Annotated in this window: 17 protein-coding genes and 1 riboswitch; of the genes, 4 read left to right on the forward strand and 13 right to left on the reverse strand. The window is 50.2% G+C overall.

What is annotated here, in order from left to right:
* Nucleotides 1–136: 136 nt before the first annotated feature.
* The gene (locus ACTVIM_RS15625) at nucleotides 137–1,219 is read right to left on the reverse strand and encodes a glycosyltransferase family 4 protein (RefSeq protein WP_445613126.1); all 1,083 of its coding nucleotides are present in this window, start codon (nucleotides 1,217–1,219) and stop codon (nucleotides 137–139) included.
* A 271-nt stretch (nucleotides 1,220–1,490) separates the two neighbouring features.
* Between ACTVIM_RS15625 and secA2 the strand changes: the two genes are divergently transcribed.
* Nucleotides 1,491–3,884, forward strand: coding sequence for an accessory Sec system translocase SecA2 (gene secA2 / locus ACTVIM_RS15630; protein WP_445613127.1), 2,394 nt, complete (start codon nucleotides 1,491–1,493; stop codon nucleotides 3,882–3,884).
* Between the two features lie 39 nt (nucleotides 3,885–3,923).
* Complete coding sequence (locus ACTVIM_RS15635) at nucleotides 3,924–4,817, forward strand: accessory Sec system S-layer assembly protein (protein ID WP_445613128.1); 894 nt, start codon at nucleotides 3,924–3,926, stop codon at nucleotides 4,815–4,817.
* Nucleotides 4,818–4,989: 172 nt separating this feature from the next.
* Here the strand turns inward: ACTVIM_RS15635 and ACTVIM_RS15640 are convergent, their stop codons facing one another.
* The 5 genes from ACTVIM_RS15640 to ACTVIM_RS15660 all read right to left on the reverse strand — a co-directional run bounded on the left by ACTVIM_RS15640 (nucleotide 4,990) and on the right by ACTVIM_RS15660 (nucleotide 11,690).
* The gene (locus ACTVIM_RS15640; RefSeq protein WP_445613129.1) at nucleotides 4,990–6,393 is read right to left on the reverse strand and encodes a S41 family peptidase; all 1,404 of its coding nucleotides are present in this window, start codon (nucleotides 6,391–6,393) and stop codon (nucleotides 4,990–4,992) included.
* Between the two features lie 31 nt (nucleotides 6,394–6,424).
* On the reverse strand, nucleotides 6,425–7,165 hold the full coding sequence (locus tag ACTVIM_RS15645) for a hypothetical protein (protein ID WP_445613130.1): 741 nt from the start codon (nucleotides 7,163–7,165) through the stop codon (nucleotides 6,425–6,427).
* 165 nt (nucleotides 7,166–7,330) lie between these two features.
* On the reverse strand, nucleotides 7,331–7,732 hold the full coding sequence (locus tag ACTVIM_RS15650) for a hypothetical protein (RefSeq protein WP_445613131.1): 402 nt from the start codon (nucleotides 7,730–7,732) through the stop codon (nucleotides 7,331–7,333).
* A 618-nt stretch (nucleotides 7,733–8,350) separates the two neighbouring features.
* Nucleotides 8,351–10,309, reverse strand: coding sequence for a phosphodiester glycosidase family protein (locus ACTVIM_RS15655; protein ID WP_445613132.1), 1,959 nt, complete (start codon nucleotides 10,307–10,309; stop codon nucleotides 8,351–8,353).
* A 148-nt stretch (nucleotides 10,310–10,457) separates the two neighbouring features.
* Nucleotides 10,458–11,690 carry a CAP domain-containing protein gene (locus ACTVIM_RS15660; protein ID WP_445613133.1) on the reverse strand — a complete coding sequence of 411 codons (1,233 nt, stop codon included), beginning with the start codon at nucleotides 11,688–11,690 and terminating at the stop codon, nucleotides 10,458–10,460.
* A 223-nt stretch (nucleotides 11,691–11,913) separates the two neighbouring features.
* On the opposite strand from ACTVIM_RS15660, the gene ACTVIM_RS15665 reads away from it, so the two are divergent.
* A complete protein-coding gene (locus ACTVIM_RS15665; RefSeq protein WP_445613134.1) occupies nucleotides 11,914–12,657 on the forward strand; it encodes a hypothetical protein in 744 nt (247 codons plus the stop codon).
* Nucleotides 12,658–12,708: 51 nt separating this feature from the next.
* On the opposite strand, the gene ACTVIM_RS15670 is transcribed toward ACTVIM_RS15665, so the two are convergent.
* Nucleotides 12,709–17,580, reverse strand: a complete 4,872-nt coding sequence (locus tag ACTVIM_RS15670) for a pullulanase X25 domain-containing protein (protein WP_445613135.1) — start codon at nucleotides 17,578–17,580, stop codon at nucleotides 12,709–12,711.
* A 371-nt stretch (nucleotides 17,581–17,951) separates the two neighbouring features.
* Here ACTVIM_RS15670 and amyS point away from each other — a divergent pair, with 371 nt between their 5' ends.
* The gene (gene amyS / locus ACTVIM_RS15675) at nucleotides 17,952–19,547 is read left to right on the forward strand and encodes an alpha-amylase (RefSeq protein WP_445613136.1); all 1,596 of its coding nucleotides are present in this window, start codon (nucleotides 17,952–17,954) and stop codon (nucleotides 19,545–19,547) included.
* Between the two features lie 551 nt (nucleotides 19,548–20,098).
* Here the strand turns inward: amyS and ACTVIM_RS15680 are convergent.
* The 6 genes from ACTVIM_RS15680 to ACTVIM_RS15705 form a co-directional block, all read right to left on the reverse strand.
* The gene (locus ACTVIM_RS15680; protein WP_445613137.1) at nucleotides 20,099–20,887 is read right to left on the reverse strand and encodes a hypothetical protein; all 789 of its coding nucleotides are present in this window, start codon (nucleotides 20,885–20,887) and stop codon (nucleotides 20,099–20,101) included.
* Nucleotides 20,884–21,678 carry an ImmA/IrrE family metallo-endopeptidase gene (locus ACTVIM_RS15685; protein ID WP_445613138.1) on the reverse strand — a complete coding sequence of 265 codons (795 nt, stop codon included), beginning with the start codon at nucleotides 21,676–21,678 and terminating at the stop codon, nucleotides 20,884–20,886. Before ACTVIM_RS15685 ends, ACTVIM_RS15680 begins: the two co-directional genes overlap by 4 nt.
* Before the next feature lie 4 nt (nucleotides 21,679–21,682).
* The gene (locus tag ACTVIM_RS15690; protein WP_445613139.1) at nucleotides 21,683–22,075 is read right to left on the reverse strand and encodes a hypothetical protein; all 393 of its coding nucleotides are present in this window, start codon (nucleotides 22,073–22,075) and stop codon (nucleotides 21,683–21,685) included.
* Between the two features lie 314 nt (nucleotides 22,076–22,389).
* Nucleotides 22,390–23,109: a hypothetical protein gene (locus tag ACTVIM_RS15695; protein WP_445613140.1), complete on the reverse strand. Its 720-nt coding sequence runs from the start codon at nucleotides 23,107–23,109 to the stop codon at nucleotides 22,390–22,392.
* A 26-nt stretch (nucleotides 23,110–23,135) separates the two neighbouring features.
* Nucleotides 23,136–23,218, reverse strand: a riboswitch (cyclic di-GMP riboswitch).
* 81 nt (nucleotides 23,219–23,299) lie between these two features.
* Nucleotides 23,300–23,761: a hypothetical protein gene (locus ACTVIM_RS15700; protein ID WP_445613141.1), complete on the reverse strand. Its 462-nt coding sequence runs from the start codon at nucleotides 23,759–23,761 to the stop codon at nucleotides 23,300–23,302.
* 302 nt (nucleotides 23,762–24,063) lie between these two features.
* On the reverse strand, nucleotides 24,064–24,480 hold the full coding sequence (locus ACTVIM_RS15705) for a hypothetical protein (protein ID WP_445613143.1): 417 nt from the start codon (nucleotides 24,478–24,480) through the stop codon (nucleotides 24,064–24,066).
* Nucleotides 24,481–24,704: the final 224 nt, after the last annotated feature.

Consider the following 24,704-nt stretch of genomic DNA (forward strand, 5'->3'; position numbering starts at 1 on the left):
CGTAAAAAATCAGCGATAGAATTGTATAAACTGCATAAACAACGAAAAAGAAGGGTATAATTTTCCAAAGACGGGCAATTCCTGAAAAAAGCCGTTTGTCCTTTTATATGACACAAACGGCCCCTTTGCTATTTATTTATCGGTCATTTCCGTATACTTTTCGGCTCCCCCGAAGCAACTTGCGAATAAAAGTCATAAACGGCTTGTACTGATCATTGACCAAGCCGATCAGCTCAGCCAGCAGCTCCCCGAAGACGATCAAGGCAAAAACGATGAGAATGGACTGCCATAACGTCGAGGCGGAGAACAAAATAGCGCTGACTGCGAACATCAAACCGAACGCATAAATCAACAAGACCGTGTTGCGGTGCGAAAACCCGAGAGCGAGCAACCGATGATGGAGATGCGACTTATCGGGCGCCGAGATCGGCCGCTTGTTCACGATGCGGCGGATAATGGCAAACGTCGTATCGAAAATCGGCACACCCAAAATGATCACCGGAACGACGAAGCTGAAGAGCGTCACGCTTTTGTAAAGGCCTAGCACCGACAGAACGGAAATGGCATAACCTAAAAACAACGCACCGGTATCCCCCATAAAAATTTTCGCTGGGTGGAAGTTGTAAAACAAGAAAGCGATGACGCTGCCTAGGATGATCAAACAAAGGGTGAAAATGAGCGTTTTGCCCGCCATGCCCGCCATGACGGCAATGGCCGCAATCCCAATGGCGGAAATGCCCGCGGACAATCCATCCAACCCATCGATCAAGTTGATGGCGTTCGTGATCGCCACAATCCAAAATATCGTAATCGGGTAGCTCCACAGCCCCAATTCAAACGTGCCGACAAACGGGATGGTCAAAAGATCGACCTTGAGTCCCGAAGCGACAACAACGAACGCCGCCAACAACTGTCCGGCCAGCTTCACCTTGGGAGACAGCTCGTACAAATCGTCAAGCACCCCAATGAGGACAATGATGATGGCCCCAATTGTTATCCCCGTTACTTGTTCTTTGTACACCCCACCGACAAAATAGCCGACGGCCACACCAATAAAAATAGCCAATCCGCCAAGCCTTGGCATGACTTTTGTGTGCACTTTCCTCCCGTTTGGCCGATCAACCGCACCCATTTTGATGGCGAGCTTGATCACAAACGGGGTGATGACCAATACTGCGATAAACGAAGCCAAACATGCGAAAAATGCTTCCGTATTCATGTGCAATCACCTTGGCCTTATAAAAAATCGGGGAAACACACATCATCTTTATGTTACCATATACGATGAGTAAATCAATCTTTTTTTACACCGCTTTTTGTCCCCAAGGATGGAAAATTTCTTTTCCCCTTCCTTTTGTGAAACTCCGAACACCAACTCGACGAATCATTCCACATTTTACATTTTGCCTCAAAAAGGAACGCATTGTGTTATAATTAGGTTTTAGAGTACTTGGTGTGAATCATGCCTGTCTAGGAGAGGAATGGACAATATGTTGACAAAAGTAAAGCAACTATTTGACGAAAGCGCTCGAGAAGTACAGCGTCTTGCTAAACTGGTGGCGCAAGTCAATGAATGGGAGCCCACCATTTCTTCGCTCAGCGACGAACAACTGCGTCAAAAAACGGTCGCCTTCAAAGAACGGCTCGAAAGCGGCGAGACGCTCGACGACATAAAAACCGAGGCGTTTGCCGTCGTCCGGGAAGCGGCCCGGCGCGTGCTCGGGCTGCGTCATTACGACGTGCAACTGATGGGCGGATTGGCGATGCATGAAGGAAACATCGCCGAAATGCAGACCGGGGAAGGAAAGACGCTGGCAGCCACTTTGCCAAGCTACTTGCACGCCCTCCTTGGGAAAGGCGTCCACATTATTACAGCCAACGAATATTTAGCGCGCCGCGACTGCGAACAAATGGGCCGTGTGTTCCGCTTCCTCGGCTTAACCGTCGGCCTGAATGTGTCGCAAATGACGGCGAGCGAAAAAAAAGAAGCGTATGCGGCTGATATCACGTACGGCACCGGCACCGAGTTTGGCTTTGATTATTTGCGCGACAACATGGTGTACCGCCTCGAAGATAAAGTGCAGCGCCCGCTGTATTACGCCATTATCGATGAAATTGACAGCATTTTAATCGACGAAGCGCGCACTCCGCTCATCATCGCTAACAAATCGGGCATCGGGGCCGAACTGTTCCCGATTATGGCGCGGATCGTCTGCACCTTTCAAGAAGGAAACGACTATGAGCGCTCACTCGAGACAAAGCAAATTTTTCTCACGGAAGAAGGAGCGCAAAAACTTGAGCGGGCGTTTGGCATCGACAACCTATACGACTGGGAGCATCACGTGCTGCTTCACCATGCGATGCAATCGCTGCGCGCTTGGTTTATCATGCGGCGAGATGTCGATTACATCGTCAAAAACGGCAAAGTCATGATCGTTGACCCGTTCACCGGTCGGGTGATGGAAGGACGCTCATTCAGCGATGGTCTGCATCAAGCGATCGAGGCGAAAGAAGGCGTGGACATCACCGAAGAAAACGACATCCAAGCAACGATTACGATCCAAAACTATTTTCGGATGTATGAAAAGCTAGCCGGGATGACGGGCAGCGCTACGCCGTCGAAAGAAGAATTTTGGCAAACGTACCGGCTGCGCGTAATCGCAATTCCGACAAACCGTCCATCCCGCCGCACCGACCGGGACGACCTCGTCTACCAGACACATGAGGCAAAAGTGCGGAAAATTGTTGACGAAGTAAAGAAAATGAATGCCATCGGCCGCCCCGTTCTCATCGGCACGACGTCAGTCGCTCAGTCGGAACGGTTATCAGCGGAGTTTTCCAAAGCAGGCATCCCTCACCACCTGCTCAATGCCAAAACGGAGGAGGAAGAGGCGCGCATCATCGCGACCGCCGGGCAGAAAGGGCAAGTGATGATCGCCACCAATATGGCCGGGCGCGGAACGGATATTTTGCTTGGGGAAGGCGTCAAGGAACTGGGCGGGCTGCACATCATCGGCACAGAGCGACATGAAAGCCATCGCATTGATATGCAGCTGCGCGGCCGCGCAGGACGCCAAGGGGATCCGGGGTCTTCCCAGTTTATCATTTCGCTGGAGGATGATTTATTTCGGTTGTACGATCAAGAGGAACTGGAAAAATGGCGAAGCAAAGTCAAGACGGATGACACCGGGCTCATTGTGTCGCCTGACCCGATCAAGTTCGTCCAAAAAGTGCAAACAACGATCGAAAACGCCCATTATTCGGCGCGATTGCATTTATTGAAATTGGACACCGTGATCGACCAACAAAGCAAAGTCATCTACCATATGCGTGATCGCGCCTTGGCGCTGAAACAGTCAGAGGTGTTGTCCGAGCTCCTTCAGCACATCCATCGCTATATCACGCAAACGATCGACCGTTACTGTCCGGAAAACGTCTTTTTTGAAGAGTGGAACATCGAAGGATTGCACAACGAGCTGCGCCTTGCCTTTTTCCGGTTTGCTTATCTGATTGATGATCTGCGCCATAAGCAAAAAGAAGAAATCGCCCGGCTCGTTTGGGACGAATACCAATCACTTGAAGCAGCACTCACCGATGTTCCGTGCGACGAAGAACAAACCATGCGGCTTAAGCATTTGATGGTTGAAACCATCGATGCCCACTGGATTCGCCACTTAAATCAACTGAATGTATTAAAAGAGGGCATTCATTTGCGCAGCTATGGCCAAGAGGATCCGTACCGCGCCTTTGAAATGGACGCTTATCGCGAATTCGTCGCGCTGCAGCAAGCGATCGACGCTGGCGTCTCCATCGCCGCCATGAACTATTTGAAAAGCCAGTTTGTCATTGATGACGAAGCGGCCGCCGCCGCGAACCAGCTATAACCGCGGCGCAGCACGCCGCCCCGTAAAGGAGGGGGTTCGATGATTTTTCGAAAAAAACAACGCACGCAACCGCAGGCCGAGCTGCCGGCACAACATGTCGAACAGCCGGAGGTCGGAACGAAAACAACGCTGTCGTTTCATCCGGACTGGCAGCTGTCTCCAGAAGAAACGTACGTCTATCGCTTTTACCACGAACAGCTGCCGCCGCTTCAGCCAAACCAAATTTCCATTTCGGGCGTCAAGCTGGTCGAATACAATGATGGATTTGTCGCTGTCGCCATGTTGCGCAATACGCTGCCGAAACCGGTCCGCTTTGAACGAATTCGCCTGTTGCTGCTTGGCGAGGATGGCACAGCGATCGCCCGCAAAGAGTTTGACATGAGCGCTTTCGGCGAACTGCCGCCGATGACAGCCCGTCCATGGCGGTTCTTGTTCGCCGCCGAGGACAAGCTCGTCGACCAGTTGCCTAAAGGCGGATGGAAGGTCGCCTTTGAACTGCCCCCACAGCACCGGCTCGAGCTGGAGGAAAGCTGGGAGCAGTCGCTGTCGGTCGAACAGCGCCAACAGCTGCAAGCCCTTGTCGACTCGGTTCCGCCTCCTGCTCGCGGGGAAGTGAACTTCATGGGCATTACAGCGAAACAGCTGCCTTCCGGCGAGCTAGCCGTCACGCTGCTCATTCGCAACGGCAGCGACCAACAGATTCACTTTGAACAAATCCCGCTTGAAGTGCGGGATCATGCTGGCGACATCGTCGCCCGTGGATTGTTTGCCTGCCATCTGGAAGTGAAAGCCCACACCAGCAAACCATGGACGTTCCTCTTCCCGCCGGAATTGCTGCGCAAAGCAGAACCGGATTGGACGTCTTGGAAGGTGACGATCCCATCCCCCCCGGCACAGAGCGAAAGGCAAGAAACGCAATCAAGCAAGGAGTAACCGGCAAAAAGCTGGCCCCCATGGTCGCCAAACGACCGATGGAGGCCAGCTTTCTTTGCACCGTTCCATTCAAAACGACTGTGCTCCCGTTGTCCGCTGAGCCTTAGATGCAACAGCCCAACGTTGCATCATCAAGAACGACGGCTATCCAACCCATCTCGACGGGAGGGCCTTATTTCGTAGTTTGAATCTCCATGTAAGCACCTTTTTTCATTACCACGCCGTCTTTGCTTTTCAACACCGGCGGAATGACCAATAAATAGCTCTGCCCTTTGGCCAACCTCGCTGCCGGTTTGATCACCAACTCCGTCCCCCGACGGATTTGCGCCGTCACCGCTGCTTCCTGTCCGCCTAATTGATACAATTTCACTCCGCTTACCGCGGTATTGGCGAGCGGACGAGAGAAGCGGACGACAAACGTCTTATCGACCGGCGCATTGCGCAGCTTGCCGAGCGACTGATACCCTTTCAGCTGACCAATCAGCAAATCGCGGTGAGCGGCGTACAGCTCTTTCCCAACGACCGTCGGCACATCCGGCTTCACCCCAACATGGTGAATCGGCGTCCCTTTTGGCGAGAAAAAGTGGGCGACGGTCAACTTCAACATGCTGCCGTCCGACAGCTCAAACATTTCTTGCATCGATCCTTTGCCAAACGTCCGCTGACCGTACAAAACGGCCGCCTTTTGCTCCTTCACCGCCGCCGCCAACATTTCCGACGCGCTCGCGCTCGACGCATTGACAAGCAACCGGATCGGACCCGTCATTTGCACCGGCTGTTTGACAGCAGCATACACTTCCGGGCGATTCGAACGGTCGCGCAACTGAAACGCTTGCTTCACATTTGGGAAAAAGCCGGCGATTTGCTGCGCTGTTTCGACATATCCCCCCGGATTGTCCCGAAGGTCCAAAATCCACCCTTTCACTCCGCTTAAAGAGCGGATGGCGCGTTCGATTTCACTGGGCGCTGTCTCATCAAAACTATATAGCTGAATATAGCCGATATTCCCTGCCAGCCGTTTGAACTCAACGTTCGGCCAGTCGATTTTTTCCCGCTTGATGGTGACACTGACGGTTTCCTCGGTCGACGGCCGCCAAACGGTTACGGCCACCGTCGTTCCTTCTTCCCCTGCGATCAAGCTCAATACTTTTTCCATAGTCTCATTTGTTACCGGCTGACCATCAACTGTCCGAATGACATCGCCCGGCTGCAGCCCGGCACGGGCGGCTGGTCCATTGTCCAAGACAGACAGGATGTGAACGCCGTCATCATCTTCCTCAATCATCACGCCGATGCCAACAGACTCCATGTCAATCCACTTCAAAAATTCCTCGTATTCTTGTTTTGTCATATAGGAAGAATACGGGTCAAGCTGTTTGACAATCTCTTGCGGGGTGCTGGCTTTCAACACTCGATCGCTTACGGGTTCAACATAATACTGACGAACCAACTCCCGCACTTCTTCGAGCACTTTCGTTGACGCCGGCGCCGTTGCCGCCTCCGCCGGTGGACTCCAAGCCAAAAATGGAGCCGCAAACAACAGAAGAGCCGCCACCCATCGTTGCATCACCGTCATATTCGTCTCTCCTCTCCCGAGATGCGCCCGTTTACTCGATATCGACATCTAAGACAACCGGCGCTTTAAAATCATCGATATACACCGCCAGCTGCTTGCGCGTCGCCGCATCCACCACGTTTGGCAGCCATCGGTCGCAAAGCGACAGCAGCCGCTCCGCCCGCGCGATATCCCCTTCATCATACGCATCAAGCAACTTGTCCATGGCTTTCATAATATTGATGGGATCATACGCACGCTGCTGAACAGCCAAAGCCGGGCGTTGAAACCATCCTTCCATCTTTTCGCGCAACGCCGCTCCCGGAACACGGCCGATGAGAATCGCCGTTTTGCGAATTTGGTATTGCAACAGGGCATAGGAATCATACACGACATCCACATCCCCCGTCCGCAGCGCCCGGTCGACGTTGGCCGTCAAGGCGCGCAATCGCTCCCCGCTTTCGACAGCGCTGATATAGGCAGAAGCCTTTTTGATTGTCTGTTCTCCGGCAGCGATCCGTTTTTCCAACTGCGCCCTTGCCGTTTGCGGACGCACGCGCGCCACTTCTGTTTTTGCCGCCTGATAATCGCTTTTGACTTGATTGAAGAGACGGTACGGCTTGGACCATTGATTGGCTTTCATCGCCCGCTCAAGCTGGGCGGCATGCTGCTCAAGCCGCTCCACATTCGGGAATGGAGCCGCTTCCGTCTGAACGGCCAACAGTGAAAAAGATAGCCAAAACACCGCCAGCCATCCGATGATGAAAAATGCTTTTCTCCGTTTTCTCCTCACGCTTTCACCTGCTATCTACCAAAATATAAAACATGTATTTCAATTTTACTGGAAAAGAGGCAAAATGAAAATAGGCCCTGAAAAAAATTCATCGTAACCCCTTCCAAGCAAAAATAAGGCTGACTCTTCAGTCCCCTTTCCATTGACTGTCAGAGTCAGCCTTGGTCAACGAAAGTGCGGCCAGTTCGTTTGCTGCTGATCCCCGTCGATTTTGCTTAGCGTCCGGTAGCGAAACGGAATGATGGCCTGCTCTGGCTTTCCCAGAAACTCTTTCGCCCATTCGAACGGAATCAAATCGAACTGTTCCTTGTTTTCGGCGATGAAATAGACACCAACAACTCTCCCTTGTTGATGGAGATCAATCGTTAAAAAAGCCGGATAATACGTGCCGTCTTGCGCTTGCAACACGGCTTTGGCTGTCACCCGTCCGCCTTCTTCCTCTTCCACATCCGGATTGGCGATTCTCTCCAACACCTTGATCGCCCATCCTTGTTTTTTATATCCTCCGACCAGCTTTGGCGGGTTTTGCCGCAACTGCTCCAACAACGTTTGTTCGTCCATCGTCAAGCTTTTGCCTCCCTTGCGGTTTGCCTATCCACATATATACAATACTTTTCAGAGAAATGCAAATGCCCCGCAGAACAGCGTGCAAGGGGTCTCGATTCATGATGATGCGATTGGAAGTTTTTTGTTTGCATAATATATATACATGCTCATTGAAAAATGAACATTTGGCTTCTCCTGCAACAAGCTTCCTCTCCCATGGCTCAGCTTGCGGGTTGAGCCACAGGATCTTTGGAGGAAATGTGCAGCGCTTAGGGTGTGCAGGATAACAGAGAGGTGAACTCTTCATGTTGCATGTATAATACATGAGCTAGCGAACGAACCGCGCCGCTCCCAGACTCATAAAGCAGAAGGCGGTTCAGTCTTCCGCCACACCTTGGTGTGGCGAAGCAAACCACAGGCTTGCTTCGCCGCCAAATATCGACAACCTCCATCAAAGATCGGTTCCTCGACTTCATCGCGCCCTAAAAATACACGAATTCGGAAATGCGCAAAATTATACAGGGACCGTTTCTTTCTTCTTATTGGTGACGAATTTTCCTTCATGAAATTCTGTCTATATAGCAATTCTTACGAGCGCCCAACATCCCTTATTCGTTCGCCGTCTTTCCAGACTGCGCATCAACGGAAAATGGCGCGAAGACCGTCGATGTAAATCACCCCGGCGCTTTTCCGCCCTGCGTCTGTTTCCATATAGCGCACCGGCGTCTCCAACATGAGCGGAAGCGCAACATCGCTAGGCACGGCGGCCTGCACGTATTTCCACCCCACCCAATCAACATGACGGGCAAAATCGATCCAAAAACGCCGTCCTCTTCCGTCCCGGAGCTGGGCGCGCAGCCAATGGCCGCTTCCGTCTCCATACACCCACATACCAATCGCTTGCGGCCGTTTCGAAATCCAAATCGCTTCCTCCCGACTAGCATAGACGCCGGATGTTCCCAGCATCCCGCGGAAATCGTATGAAATTTTCAACGCCTTCGTTCCGTCTTTCGCCTTCTCCATCGTCCGCTCAACCGCCGCCCCTACAGCGTTAACGCCTGCTGCCTTCCACTTCGACTCCGTTTCAAAATCGTCAAGCACTTCTTCGCTGTCCCCGTTCTCCTGCGTCTCTTTGTACACCACAAGAAGCGCATTGGCCACCGGCCGCGGGAACCCATCAGATGGTTTGTTTTCGACCTTGAGCTGCCCGTTTGGCTGACGGACGACCAATGTCGACGATCCACCGCCATCCAGCGTCATCGCATCGACTGCGCCAAGCTCACCCATCAGCTTGGCCATCTCGTTCAACGTCATGCCTTGACTATGGGCAGGCTGACGACCATCGACAACAACGAGCATGACATTTCCATCCCGATCAATGCCGACAGCGGTGCGAGGATGAGCACCGGCGATCGCAAACGACTGCACTTGTCCTCCTGCCACCAATCGATATCGACCGCCAAGCGCTTCTTTCACCCCGCTCCATTCGGGTTGGTCATACTGAAGGGAAATTTGCACCGTATCCCCCGCTTTCGCTTGCCGCAAATAGTCGCTTGCCCGTCCGTGGCCCGACAACACCAATTCCCCAGGCTGAAGCGGCTCATCTCCTTGACTCACAGCCACCTTCTTCACCGTTGCAGTGACCGTTCCATTCCCGTTCAACACCCCTTGGACGTTCGTCAACACGACTTCCGTCCCAAGAGCGTTCGTTTTCGTGGAGGCAGCGAAATACGGGGTATACAAAATCAACTGATGAGCACGCCGCGGTTTATTGATGCCGTCAATGGGATAAGGGCTTCCTTGTCCCATTTGAACTCGAATCTGGACATCCGGATTGCCGATCATCGGCTTCCCATCAGCGCCGATGCCAAAAATCGTCCGTTCCGCCGCCGGCGTCGTATTCGTCATCACGATTTCCCCACGGTGCACCATCAAATCGGTCGGTGACCCGTCCTCTTTGAAATAATCCCCATTCACTGCCGCTAACACGATTCCGTCGCGGCCATCATAGCGCTTGGCCTGCTGAAGCACCGGTTCAATGCCAAGCACTTGATCATTGGACAGCGCCGTCTCGATGGCCAACTTCTCATTCGCCGCATCGATGTCAAGCTTGTATACGTGTTGCTTGCCGCGCACGCTGACAATTTCCATTTCTTCTTTTTCTACCCCTGGCGCCACGCGCGCCAACGCTTCCTTCACCACTGTGCCCACAGCCAACTGTTTCGCTCCGTACCGCCCTGGATTGACAAGTTTAAGCTTCTCCCTCGACGGCGTTTTATACAAGACATGCCCTTTGATGTTGGTGACGTAATATCCACCGCCAACCCCGTATTGGCCGCCAAACGCTTCATCGTACGAATACACCCGGTACTGTTCTCCAGGCTCTAGAACGCGAACAAACGTCATTGTCCCATTTTCCCGTTTCCATAGATTAATCGGTTTCACGATCTCTAATTTTCCAATTTGCCCCGGCACAAGGCGCATGCCTTCCCAGTAGACGATGTTCGCCCCAGCATCCGCTTCTGTCGCTTGCAGCGCCGTCCATGCCGCCAACACCGCCCCGACCCCGATGCGGATAATGCTCTTCGCTGTTCCCACTGTTCCTCTTTTCCTCTCTTTCTATCATTTTGTTGCAATCGATTCTATTATACGACAAACTTCTACAAAAAGGAGGATTATTTTCCATTTGTTCAAAAAAACGTCCGGCAGCGCCGGAACGTCCTCTAAGAGATGGCAAACCGCGCCATTACGGGGCGTAAAATTCTTGAGAATAGTAGGGTTGATGGAATGAAGTGAACGCCACCCCGACGCCGAGGCGGGTAAAGTTCGGATATAAAAGATTTTGCCGATGTCCGAGTGAGTGCATCCACGCTTCATGGACAAAAATCGCATCGTACTGGCCGTAGGCAATGTTTTCCCCTGCGACATGATAAACGATACCGTGGCGCTTTAAACGATCATACGGCGACAATCCTTGCAAATTTGTATGAGAAAAGTAGCGGTGAACGGCCATATCTTCACTATGCTCACGAGCAGCCGCCGCCGCTTTCGCATCCCACACGAGCGCCGGAAGCCCGTGCAAGCGGCGCGCGGCATTCGCCAAATCAAAAATTTGATATTCATAGGCCGCACGCAGTTCTTCTGTCGTCGTTCCATAAAACCCGGGCTTTTCATCCTCGAGCGCCCGATTGACGACAAGCACGCCATCCACCCGGTTGTTGTTGTACCGGTCATAAAAGAAGGTAAGGTAGCGACCGTTGACAAGATACGTGTCGTATTCCTCGCTTTGAATGTTGTAGTAAACATTCTCTTTTTGGATAAAAGAGAGCGGGCGACCATAACGAACTTTCACCGCTGTTTTCGCAGTGCCGATCCCCACTCCGTTTTTCGTTTGTACAATCGGCTGATTCGTGTACATCGCCGCCACCCGATCACGTTCATAGCTCACCATCAAAAAGTTTTTGTAACCGCCCTGATCATACGTCTCCCAATATAGGCCGTAGGCGTTTTTCGTCTTCCGCTTCGCCTTACCGTACATCGCTTCGACCTTGGCGCGCGAGTCGCCGATCGTCACCCCGTTCATCGTGACATCGGCCATGCTTGTTTTCGCCTGCTGCACGCATAAAGCAGCGACCAACTTCTCTTTTGCCGGCGTTTCATAGCGGACGCGGGCATCGTTCTTAATCGCATATCCTTGGCCGACATCGAAATAGCCGTTGCCCAACGCGTACACCCGATACACCGCTCCGCTTGGCAGCATCTCTACAGCTTTGTTCGACAACCATAGCTCTGTCGGCGCCGCCACCGTCACCCGGCCGATTTGCCCGGGCTTCAGTTCAGCACCGTCCCACCACACTTTTTCCGTGCCGACACGTTCTCCGCATCCCCCCGCCTTGACCATGGATGAACTCGGCATCCAAAGCCATCCGACCGCCGCCAACAGCATTCCAATTGCCACAGCCTGCACCCATTTCCTCACTTCCGCCCGCTCCTTCCTTTCTCTTTTTCTTTCATCATAGATGTCTGTCCGTCAAAAGAAAAGAGAAAAAAGAATGATTTCGAAGAAAAAGAGGGGGGGGTTGGTGGCGCAAAGGTCAACATTTCGTCAAACAAGCTTCTCATGGGACTTGGCTAAGGGGAAAAAGATAGGTTAAAATAAATCATCATTATTCTTCCATTTTCATGAGAGAGGAGCACATTTTATGAACATTACAAAAAAATTTCTAGCCGTCTCAGCGCTAAGCGCTGGAATCCTTCTGTCACCGTTTCATGCCCACGATGCGCAAGCAAAAGTTTGGTGGAATGGCATGGAATTAGTACAGGGACAAATCGGCAAATTAACCATTGTAAAAGACACAGAGCTTTATAAGTTGCAAGGCGAGAAGAAAGTCTACGTCAAAACGTTAAAAGCCGGCGGAACCTACCGCATTTACACGTTTAAACCGGGCATGTTAGGTTTAGGCGGCGGATATTATGTCGACCGCGATGATCGGGTAAAATACGAAACTCCGTCCAAAGCAAAACTCAATCAAGTCAAAATAGAACAGCTGTTCCGTGGAGTAAAACTGGGCATGTCCACTTCTCAAGTCAAGAAGTTGGAAACAGCAAAATTTATCCTACAAGAAAATATAGACGGCGGCCAAGCTTGGGTCTATTCGACTTCTCTTTTCGGATATCATACGCTGCTCATCTATGGATTTGAGAACGGAAAGCTTGCCTTCTACGGCTACTCGTTTGATGCCGGCCAGGAGTATACAAAAGATCAGCTCACAGCGATTTATAACAATCTGAAACAACAGCTCATCACGCTATTCGGAAACCAGTATGAACAGTCCGATTCTGGCCAAGGCTACCCGCCTGCACTCGCATTTCACAAAAACGGCCTTGTGATTGCCCTTTCCTATGATGCGGACGGGTTGGCGATTACGGTCACGAGTGAACAATAACATGCAAAAAGCGAGGCTGCCCTTTGATTTGGACTGCCTCGCTTTCTGTTTTTACTCCCCATTCACCAACTTCAACTTCTCCTTTGACGGTGTTTCGTAGCGGATGTGCGTATCGATGTCGGTCACGTAATACCCGCCGCCGACTGCGTACTGCCCGCCAAAGCGCGCGTCATACCCGTAGACGCGGTATACTTCCCCAGGCTGTAAGATGCGGACGAACACAAGGCGCCCATCCTTCGTCCGTTTCCATAGATTGATCGGCTTTTGCACCGTCAAGCGGCCGATTTGCCCTTTTTTCAGCTCCACGCCGTCCCAGTAGACTTTTTTCACGTGACCCCGAGGAGGGGTTGGCTTTCTCGGTTTCTCTTTTGGTTTCGATGGAGACTGTTCTTGCGGCGGTGCTGATGGAGGTGCTCCGTTTCCCGGCGGAGCTGTACCACCCGGCGGAACCCCTCCTCCAGGGGATGTGCCATCCGGTGGGCCGCCGCTGCCCGGAGAGGTGTCGTTGCCTGACGAGCCTCCGCCTTGGGAAGGCCCTCCACCGTCTGAAGGCGGGGACGTCGTCAACTGGCCTTCACGCAACTGCTTCGTCTCCAAATTTAGCACGTAATCTTTCGTATTTTTCGCAATGGCTCCACCATCATTTTTGAACACGGCTGCTTTGCTTTCCGCTGACGGTTCGATATGGATCGCCACTTCTTTTTGCTGCGGAGCCGGCGTAAAGGTGTAGACAAATGCCATCTGATCATTGATCGGCACCCGCTCGCCATTGATCGTCAAAACACCGTTTTTAATGGCATTGCCCTTGATCGTCACTTGACTCCCTTGTTTTTGTACCTCTTCGATGACCAACGGCATATCGATCCAGCGCAAAATGCGGTCTTCCACAATCATCGTATTGTTTCCTTCATTGTGAACGGTCACTTTCAAATCCGTGCCGATCGAGCCGTATCCATAATAACTGACATCATCATCCCCAATGTCTGCAGGCGTATGATCAGCCAGTCCTTCCTGATCCCACGACCCGCCTTTCACATACTTATACGTGATCGTTTCCCCTTCTTGCACTTCAGTTGTAAATTGCCAATCAGGCGTCACCGCTCCGTTGCGCGACATTTCCCACGCCCCTGTGTTCCAGCCATTCAAACTGTTCGGAATCGTAATTCGGGCATCTAGCGGCGTATAGTCTGGGGCTTTGACTTTAAAAATGACTTTCACCATCACAATGTCCGGCTTCACTTTGACCGTGTTGGACGCGGTGACATTTCCAGCGCGGTCATACAGCTTGACAACGTACGTATACTCGGTGCCGTTTTCGACCCCGTAATCAACGAACGATGTGCTGATGGATGTCGTCATATGAATGACTGTTCCATTGCGTTCGATGACTAGCAAGTATGCATCCGCATCATCTTTTCCGACAAACTGCCATGACAAATGAACTTGCCCTGACTCAACAGGCGGCGGTGTCAGCTCAATCGCCTCGGCCGGCACTTTTTGGTCGCTGGAGTCGGCCGCAAACGTCACTTGTTTGGCTTCCGTATACACCCAATCCTCGCCAAGGTTGGTCGTCAGCGCGTAGCGATACGTATACGCCCCTGCCACAAGCGGGGTGAAGGCGGCACGGAACACATTAGCGTCGCCATCTTGCCCCTGGTAAGCCGCTCTATATTCTTTCCATGCTTCGTCATGCGGCCCTTTCACTTGCAACACCGCTTGCAATCCATCGGCTGCTCCTTTGCTTGTCACACCGTCGATGTTCACTTTGACATCGATCGGTTGCGGCTGGGACAAATCGAGTGTAGCATCGCTTAACGTAGTCACGAACTGGACATTGTCGCTCGTCAGCGGATAATGAGGAACGACGCGATTCGTTTCCACCTTTGGCGACTCATTCCCGTTCTCATCGACGGCGGTAACGGCAAAGTAATACGCGGTCCCGTTCGCCAACGAATCGATCGTCACGGAAGTCTCGTTCGTTTCCGCCGCTAACGTATAACCAGCCCCTTGAATGGTTGATTGGTACACCCGATACTTCGACGCTTGCCCTTCCCAAGTAAGCGTCACGCGGCCAATCGCGGCACTTGCCTGCAAATTTCTGACCGCCGCAGGCATTTCTGCCGTCACCGTCCCAAACATCATCCGTCCGTCCAAGGCCGGAATTGTGACCGTCAACGTTCCGCTGGCGACCACAGCTTTTCCGCCATCATGCAACTCATCCGTCAGCACGGTGCCATTCGGAAGCAACGAAGCGACGTCAAGCGCCACCGTTTTGTCCTCATTGCCACGGTTGACGGCAATGAGCGCCACGTCACGCCCGTATTGGCGGGCAAAAACGTATACATCCCCTTGCGCATACACGGTCTTGATGTCGCCATGGGCCAGCAATGTCGAATGATGTTGACGAATTTGGCCGACTTTCCGATAGTGCGCCAACAAGTTTTCGTCTTCGCTGCCCCACGGATAGGTGCGGCGGTTGTCCGGATCTTTTGAGCCTGTTACTCCCGCTTCATCGCCGTAATAAATCGTCGGCGCTCCCGGATATCCCATCTGCAAAATCGCCGCTAGCTTGAGCCGCTTTTTCCCAAGTTCTTCATTATAATTCGGATCAAACTCCGCCCGCTCGGATGAATCCGTTCCGTTCCCAAGCAGAAAGACCGCCCGCGCTGTGTCGTGCGAGCCGATCAAATTCATCAGTGCATAAAACGCTTCGCTCGGATAGTCTTCCCTTATGGCCGTCAGTCGCCGATCGGCCTCTTCTGCATTCCCATTTCGCAAAAAGTCAAGCACCGCCCCGCGGAACCGGTAGTTCATCACGGAATCGTACTGGTCGCCTAGAAAATATTTCGATGCGTCATCCCAAATTTCCCCTAAAATGAGCGGCTGTTCCCCTTCTTTTAACGTCGGGCCGCGGTCGTACGATCCGTGAAGCAGCTCTTGACGAAACTCGCGCCAAAACGCCGCATCCACTTCGTTGGCCACATCGAGCCGCCAGCCGGAGGCGCCGCGAGTCACCCAGCTTTTCGCCACCGAATCCGGTTCGCGGAAAATGTAGTTCGCGAGCGCATCGTTGTTTAATTCACTCGGATACGGTACCTTTTCCCCCGTCACCGACTTAAACTCCGGCAGGCTGTCATACCCCCACCACGACTGATACTGATAATGCCCATCGACTTTTTTGTTTTCAATATGGAACCAAAGGTGAAACCCATACGGGCTGAACGTTTGTCCTTGTTGTTTGAACGTCTCCTCCGCCTGTTTCCGCGCTTCCTCCTCGCTCAATCCTTTCTCATTCATCAAATCGTACACCGCTTCCCAATATTCATAGGCGCCGACGGTCGGATAGCGGTGGTAACGGTCGAAGTAAATCGAATCATCAGAGACGTGGTTAAACACCCCGTCTAAGATAAGATGCATCCCTCGTTGCGCCAGTTCCTGAACAAATGCCTGAAACTCTTCCGGCGACCCGAACATCGGATCGAGTTCTTTGTAATTGCTTGCGTCGTATTTATGGTTCGAGGGCGCCGTGGCGATCGGGTTTAAGTAAATCGTGTTCACCCCAAGCGACTGCAAATAGTCCAACTTCTGTCTAATTCCGGCGATGTCGCCGCCGAAAAAGTCGTTCGACCATTCGCCGTCGCCATCGTAGCCGCTCGTTCCTTTCAAGCGCGGATTATCGGGCAACTCCGACCAAGCGCGATGTTCAATCGGCTGTGTCCCGCGCGCCTGCTGCTTGCTGTTGTCATTGGAAGGATTGCCGTTGAAGAACCGATCCGGGAAAATTTGATACACCACCGCTTCTTTCATCCAGTCGGGCGTCCTGTAATCCGGATCATACACCGTCAGTTGGAACAGCTCCGCGCGGCTGTCCACTGCTTTCCCCCATTGCCCTTCTTGCGTATCTTCGCCGTATTCCACTTTCGTTCCAGCGTCTTGCGCTATAAATTTATACCCGTACACCCCTGACGCAGAAGGGGTGAACGCCACCTCCCAATATTCATCGTCCCCGAGTACGCCGACTTTTTCCATCGTGTAGACTTTGGCCGTGCCGGTCGTCGTATTTTTCACATATACATCCGCTTTCGTCAAATCGCCTTTTTTCGCCGCTAAGCGAAGCGTCACCTTCGTTCCCGCTTTCACCGCCCCAAACGGCTGGCGGTACAGCGCATCCCATGTGTTATGCTTGAGCCGCTCTTTTTGAACGATTCCATCAGAACCTTGCGGGCGGTAATCGGTATAGACCTCTTTCGTCTTCGCATTGAAAAAGAACGTGATAGTGGAAGGCTCCAACACGTTTAACCGTGCATTGTCTTGCGGATAGTTTTCATCCCAATTGGTTCCAAGCACGATTTTGTATTCATAAGATCCTTTCGGCACCTGCGCCGTCAACGCATAAACGGAGTCAAAATCGTCATCCTTGAGGAAGGCCGTCGATGTGGCCGGAGTCCAACCATTATTGTCTGTCTCATAACCGATGGCCGGCAATACGGTTCCGACCAGACGCGGCTGTTTTTCCTTTGGAATCGGCGCATACCAAGTCGAGTCAGCGATGGCATGAGTGCGGTCATGGTAGTAAAACGTTACCTTTGTCGGCTCGTTCAATGTCAATGTAAGATTTCCACCGTTGCGCCCACCAGCACCGTAGTTTTCATCCCAGCTGCCGTTGATGGCGATTTTGTACTCATACGTCCCCGCCGGCAACGTTCCCGTTAATGTATAAAGCCCGTCGCCTTCATCATGCATCACGGTCGCTGCAGCCGACGGATCCCATTCTTTTGTATGACCCAATTCATCCTGCAGCGTCCCGACAAGCGTGACTGTTCGCTCAGGAGAACCGGCCGCGCTGACAACTGGCTGCCCCTCCCCATTCCCGTAAGCAACCGCCGAGCAGAACGGGGAAAGAACCAGCCACACACCTGCCAAAATCCATCCTATCCTCCTTCGTCTCCGCGCTTTCAAAACCGGGACACCTCGCTTTTCCCCCATTCTCTTCCCAATTCTCTTCTCCCCTTTCTGTTTTCATGCTAACGTTTGCACAAATAGATTAAGGAAAACGTTTTCCTCAACTTCATATTATAAGAATCGACTAAATATTTCAACATGTTTTTGAAAAAGAAAAATACCGATCTATTTGTTGAAAATTCGCTGTTGAAACCGCTATCAAAATCCACTATAATGTAGACATACTTGGATGCATCGCCACCTTCCTTGTCTTTTCTGTGCAATCGTTTCCCCAATGATTATGCCATAGATGCTCCAAGCCAGCGTAATAAAGAAAGGGAGGAGAATATGTCATGAAAACGTTTCAAAAATTAGGCCGAAAAGCGATGGTATGGCTCATCACCTGCTGGCTCGCCCTTTCGTTCTTCGGCGGCCCAACGCCATCGGCTGATGCCGCTCCTTTGAACGGCACGATGATGCAGTATTTTGAATGGTACTTGCCAGATGATGGAACGTTATGGACAAAAGTAGCCAATGAAGCCAAAAACTTATCCAGCCTTGGCATCACCGCCCTTTGGCTGCCGCCCGCTTACAAAGGAACAAGCCGAAGCGACGTAGGATACGGAGTATACGATTTGTATGATCTCGGTGAATTCAACCAAAAAGGGACCATCCGCACCAAATACGGAACAAAAGCTCAATACCTTCAAGCCATTCAAGCCGCGCACGCCGCAGGAATGCAAGTGTACGCCGATGTCGTGTTCAACCATAAGGCCGGCGCCGACGGCACGGAATGGGTCGATGCCGTCGAAGTCAATCCATCCAACCGCAACCAAGAGATCTCCGGCACCTATCAAATCCAAGCATGGGCGAAATTTGACTTTCCCGGTCGAGGCAATACCTACTCCAGCTTTAAGTGGCGCTGGTATCATTTTGACGGCGTCGATTGGGACGAAAGCCGAAAGCTCAACCGCATTTATAAATTCCGTGGCATAGGAAAAGCCTGGGATTGGGAAGTGGACACAGAAAACGGGAACTATGACTATCTTATGTATGCTGATCTTGACATGGATCATCCTGAGGTCGTAACCGAGTTAAAAAACTGGGGAAAATGGTATGTCACCACCACCAACGTTGACGGCTTCCGGCTTGATGCCGTCAAACATATCAAATTCAGCTTTTTCCCGGATTGGCTGTCATACGTGCGTTCTCAAACCGGAAAACCATTATTTACCGTCGGTGAATATTGGAGTTATGACATTAACAAATTGCACAATTACATTACAAAAACAAACGGAACCATGTCTTTGTTCGATGCCCCATTGCACAACAAATTTTATACCGCTTCCAAATCGGGGGGCGCATTTGACATGCGCACATTACTGACCGATACTCTCATGAAAGACCAGCCGACCTTGGCCGTCACCTTCGTCGACAACCATGACACGGAACCCGGCCAAGCGTTGCAATCATGGGTGGATCCTTGGTTCAAACCGTTAGCTTACGCCTTTATTTTAACGCGCCAAGAAGGGTATCCATGCGTGTTTTATGGCGACTATTATGGCATTCCGCAATATAACATCCCTTCGTTGAAAAGCAAACTAGACCCGCTCCTTCTCGCGCGTCGTGATTACGCTTACGGAACGCAGCATGATTATCTGGATCATGAGGATATCATCGGCTGGACAAGGGAAGGCATCGCCGACAAACCCGGCTCCGGACTCGCCGCGCTGATTACCGATGGACCTGGAGGAAGCAAGTGGATGTACGTGGGCAAACAGCATGCCGGAAAAGTGTTCTATGACCTTACCGGCAACCGGAGTGACACCGTCACCATCAACAGTGATGGATGGGGAGAATTCAAAGTCAATGGCGGTTCGGTTTCCGTTTGGGTTCCGAGAAAAACAACTGTTTCCGCAGCCGTTCGCCCGCTTGCCGTCCAGCCATAACTAGGAGAAGCGATCCGCTCGAGCGAAGGGCGATGACTGAATAAGCGACTCGTCGCAGCCATGGCATGATCATTCCTCTGTCATGGAGACAAAACACACTGCCTTGTCCGCTGCTGAGAAAGCGCAAGGCAGTGTGCTTGATTCTCATCTTTCGACCCTTCCGACGAACATCGGGAGGATTTTTTGTATCCATTTTTTCTCTATATCGAATAATGTCGCAAATCGTTTTTTCGCGATGATAAATGCTTATTTTATGGCCGCCTATTTCCACTTCTTCAATTCCATAATTATTATATGCCGACAATAAGTAAAATTCCTACCGTTATTTGCGAGGCTGCCCCATCATTCGGACAGCCCCACTTTCTTGCTTACTCCCCATTCACCAACTTCAACTTCTCCTTTGACGGCGTTTCGTAGCGGATGTGCGTATCGATGTCGGTCACGTAATACCCGCCGCCGACCGCATACTGTCCGCCGAAGCGCGCGCCTGCTCGATCAATCCCGCCGTTTTTGACAGCCCGAATTCATTCGTCGGGCTGTCTTTGAAATAATCATAAAAAACGCTGGTGTTTGAAAATCGCTGAAATTTCTTCGGAGCTTAATTTCGTATTCTGAATGGATAATTGTAGAATACGGTCATAAGACAGCAGGATGTATTGCTGTTTAAATCCGAAAAAATCATCGATACCTAATATTCCAAATAAACTTTCGTTATTTACAAAAGTATTATACATCGTATATACACCTTTGCCGTCATCACTACATATATAGGCAGGACCGTAGTACTGATGAACAAGCAATAATGAGAAAAAACAAATAAAGCGCTCTCCTGCATTATTTCCGTTATGTAAAATGATTTGTCTCAATTTTGGAAGATCCGAAATGGAGGATAATTCACATCGTTCCAGGTTATGAATAATATCTCTATTTACCCTGAAAGCTTGCAAAGCCAGTTGTTTCATCACATCCAATATGCGTTGCTTTTTCGTCATTCCTTTCTCTAATAAGTGATAAATGGTTTGCATCGATAGAATATGCAGCTGTTTCTTCGCCGATAATTGTTTGAAAAGCTCAAAGTAATACTCATCATACCGTTCCTTTGTGCGTATATTCCTACAAGACTCTTCTAACACTGCATCAGGAATAAGAAAAATCGGAGACTGATGAAACGCTTGAAGCAAAAGTGGCAAATTTGATATTTGTTTTCTGAATTTCGTTAAAATCATATTATCGAACATATAAAACGCTCGGTGTTCGTTTAGTGACTGGTACAATTGCTCCGTATGATCTGAAATAAACGGGCGAACGGATTCTAAAACTGGGGAATCGAGGACCTTCATCCTTTCGTCCCCCTTTGATCATGCACTGACGCCAACACTTGTTCATATAGCCGATCATAAGATTTTTTAATTGATTGAAGATCCTCCTCATACATCAATCCTTTTGCCTTTTCATATAATTCATCAAACCCGCTGATGTTTATCGTATAACTAGGCTCGAACAATGATTTGTCTATATCATGGGGAATACGATTTCTATAATCATAGTCCAATGCATCTTTTGCTTCGTTCATCGTGATCAATTCGTTTTGAGCAAGTTTCACAACTAACGCTTTGTACGGGATCTGGAAAACACTGATTAATCGCATAATTTTTTGGGGGAGAGATTGTTTCATGTGAGCGGTCTCCAAAAATCGAAAACTTCTTTCCAACACAAAATCATTAATTAAAAATTCGGCAGCAAAAAGATTAGGAAGCTGCTCTTTTTCATCATAAATATGATCAATCATGATAAAATTTTGGTCAGGGTTCTTAATTTGATCTCTATCAAAAAAGAAATGATAAAACTCGTGCGCCCACATGAAATTTTCATATATTCTCGGCTGGGCGGTATTAATATGGACATAATAATCACCGTTATAGTAATACACAAGCCCACCATAGTCAGCATGTTGAATCGGAAACTGCAACACATTGGCATGCTCGTAAAGATACGTTTTTATAAAATCAAGCGGCTTTACATGAGCAAGAGGATCTCCGAGGGAGTAAATACGATCCATTGCCCTTTTCATTTTCGGCAAATGTGTTTTGTTCTGCTCTAGAATCATTTCAAGATTATCTTTTGTAATCAATGGACTACCCCCTTGGATGTTCGGAATTTGTCACTGATTTTAACACATCGATCAGTCCAACAAATTCGCTGAAAAGATGCATGCCCTTTTTGAATTCTTCGTCCTCTGCACCGTGAAACGAAAGGGCCACATAATTCATAAATGAATCAGATCGGCTACGTTCAAATGTTTTTTCATTTAATTCCATATCCGCTTTGTAAAAAAAGAACGGATCGGTAATGCGGAACAGCTTATTGATCTTTGCAACATACTCCTCCACATTTCCTTCGCCTTTCAAGAAATTATAATAAGCTGTCTTCTTAATACCCGTGCGTTCCATCACCCATGAATGTTTAATGCCTTTCCCTTCTATATATTTTTTGACATTCTGGCCTACAATTTTGTTTGTATTTACCATACACTTCACCTCCCATATATCTACTATCTACAATGACGAATCCAACCTTGAACATCCCTGTGATGCTCAATGGGATGATCCGCGTGAAGTTTTCATGAAACGTTTAACCTTGCTTCTACAATAAATTATAAATGAAGAACGGTTGATTTTCCATGTATGTTTCCTCAAAAAGCGGAATATATGATTAGTTTATGTCAAAAATCATGCAAAAATTCTTGATTACATTCATTTTTTCCTTAAAAACAGGAATAGGGACGTCCTTCCGTTAATGCAAAAAGGCGCCCCAACGTTTGGGACGCCTTCTCCCTTGATTTCTACAGCAACTGAAGCAACGCCTTTTTGTTCGCTTGCACTTGGTCGTTCAACGCCTTCACTTTTTCTTTGACCTTCTGAATATCGGCGTTGTTGGCGCCGACTTTCTTTTCAAGAGCGCGAATTTCATTCGTCACCGCCCGCAGCTGGTTGGACAGGGCAATGAGCTGGCCGATGAGACCATCGATTTGCGCTTGTTTTTCTTCATCGAGTTCTGCTTGGTCTTCATCAACGGGTGATGGAGAAGTCGGAGACGATGCCTCCGTTACCGTTTGCCCGCTGGAAGCGGGAGCGGCAGCGTCATTAACCGCTACGGCTTGTCCGCTCGAAGAGTCAGTTGCCGCTGTGGCCTCTGTCGGTTGAGAAGTGGACGGCTCGCCCGTTGACGCCGGATCCGCAGGCGTCGTTTGCGTATCCGTTGACGATTCCGCTTCGCTCAATGCTTGAATGCGAGCAGTCACTTTGTTGAGCCGCTCTTCAATTTGGCTTACTTTTTTATTGAACTGCGCCAACTTTTGCGCAAGCAGTTTTTGCTGCTTGGACGATTCTTGTTTTTTCTTCGCCTCTCCTTCCTTTTGTTCCGTCTTCTTCTTGACGACGATTTCTACTTTCTTCACCATCGTTTCGCGCTCATGCGCTTTGCCTGCTGGCTTGGCGGCCGCCCACGCCGGAGAGGCGACGAGCATCGACGCCACCAACATCGGCCATCCTTTCTTTAACATTACCAATTCCTCCTTTATTTTTTGGTAATGGCAGCTGGCTGGCATAGGTTTCCCCTTAGCCCCTATAGCTTTGTGACGCTAAGTTTCCTTAGCTGTACCTTTCATCATGATGGTACCATGATTTTCTTCGCGAGGAAGTGAGACGAAATGGCTATTTTTGGCCTTTGGCTCAGTTCATAGGCATCTCCCGTTAAATTCCTAGCTGAAGTTCGTGTACCGCATATTTGCTTTTTGTTACAACTCTTGGATTTCGCAATGTTTCATGCACTTTCTCATTATACAAGCGAACGTTTTCATTGATGACTTTCCACTCGACCGATCGTTGGTGGCAAAACCCATCGATATCATTGTCGAGATGTTTCACATAGCGATAGGGGCCAACGATCCCGATGCTAAGCCATGCCCCATTGCGCACCAACACGATATCCCCTTGTTCCATTGTATTGACAAACGCCCAGATCGCGCCAAGGGCGTTGCCAAGCTTCGCTCCTGAATAATGATACACACGGCGCAATCGCTCTCTCAGTTCATCCTTATTGATGCCATCTAAATTGCCAATCAACGGCCAGCCAATCCCGATCACTTGGTCACGAATGAATTCCTCGTACCGCTGAAACCCATGGGGTTTGGATTTCAGTTGAAATACGTTCATCGTTCCTCATCCTCCGTTTCCTTTTCTCGCTCCACCTTCACCATCAGTGAGCACCTGAATGCTACCAAAATGGTTCACGCATGTTCTATTTGATTGGCAAATTTCACTCGACAAGCGACTCCATATACGCAGCATGTCCCACCAACGGCAATATCGCCGTTTTATTCACCCAGTCCCTTCAGCATCGAGCCCGGCCAACGCCACGCGACTTCCTTGGGATCATCGCAAGCGGAAAAGCAAAACCATCATGGATCAAATCACTCGTCGCACCGATCGAAAAACGCCCCAAAGCGCGACCGTGTTCACGCGTACCGCTGAAGAACAGCCGCAATCCTCTCTATCGTCTCTTTGGCAGCGTCTGTCAACGCTTCAAACTTAAAAGCAATGGATTGCGCACGCGGATTGACGGGCGGCCCGTCGTTTCGATCCCTGCGAAACGCCGAGATCGCTTCCAATTCTTGTTTGAGCCCATCGGGAAGCAACGCTCGTTCAAACCGCCAACTAACCATACTCGGCTCTTTCGCTGTGTAATCGTTCGATCCTTCATATTGGATCGCTCCAATCCGCCTCTTCTCGTTTTCAACAGCCGGATCTTTCATCCATAACTGTACGGTTTGCTTGGCATAACCATCGCATAAATACAAGCCTGCTTCCATCGATTTCGCGGCAATGAAATGAAAAACGGGGGTAAGGGCAAATTGGTACTCGAGCACGTTCACCTTTTCTCTCTCCCTTTCTTTCGACGCTATTGCCCTACGATTCATTACAACCATTCGCCCCTCGTGATTCTTCTTATGCATTGGTGCATAAAAGCACATTTTTTCACCTAACCGGCGACCATATCATTCATCGCCTCCATCATCCTTATTTCTCCATTCTTCATCATATCCCTTCTTTTTCACACCTATTTCGTGCTCTCACGACGAAAATCGGCAACCTAAAT

Source organism: Geobacillus sp. YF-1, assembly GCF_052692335.1.